Source organism: Acidovorax sp. K2F, assembly GCF_025246485.1.
Lineage (GTDB): Bacteria > Pseudomonadota > Gammaproteobacteria > Burkholderiales > Burkholderiaceae_C > Acidovorax > Acidovorax delafieldii.
Genome location: NZ_JAOBSQ010000114.1, coordinates 1 through 575, shown reverse-complemented (window position 1 = coordinate 575; position 575 = coordinate 1). Strand labels below are relative to the sequence as shown.

1 protein-coding gene is annotated in these 575 nt (G+C 62.3%); it reads right to left on the bottom strand.

Features of this window, described 5'->3' with window-relative positions; translation table 11 throughout:
• A partial coding sequence (locus N4G42_RS25500) for an IS5 family transposase (protein ID WP_260669185.1) occupies positions 1–503 on the bottom strand: 503 nt, incomplete at its 3' end.
• Positions 504–575: the final 72 nt, after the last annotated feature.

Genomic DNA, 575 nt, shown 5'->3' with positions numbered 1-575 from the left:
TCCGGGTCGCGCTGTTTGTCGGCGTTCTTGGTCGAGCTGGGCGCGCCGATGATGGTGGCATCCACGATGGTGCCGGTGCCCACCTTCATGCCTCGGGCCTGCAGCACCTCCCCCACCTTGGCAAACAAGGCCTCGCCCAGCTTGTGCTTCTCCAGCAGGCGGCGAAACTTCAGCAGCGTGGTCCCGTCAGGCACACGTTCACGCCCCAGATCAATGCCTACAAAGCGGCGCAGCGCCGTGCTGTCGAGCAGAGCCTCCTCGCAGGCCTCATCAGCCAGGTTGAACCAGTGCTGCACGAAGTACATCCGCAGCATGCGTTCCAGTCCGATCGGTGGGCGCCCGTTGCCGGCCTTGGGGTAGTGCGGTTCGATGACCGAGCACAACTCCTGCCACGGCACGATCTGCTCCATCGTCGCCAGGAATGTGTCCCGCTTGGTGAGCTTGCGGTATTGCTCGTAGCCGTCGCCTTGATCGGCTGCCATCGCCAGGGTTTGCTGTTTCATCTTCACCTTCGTGTCTCTGGTGTCTCGATACATGCAAACCTCGCGCCACCTCTCAACTTGTTCAGCGTAGCC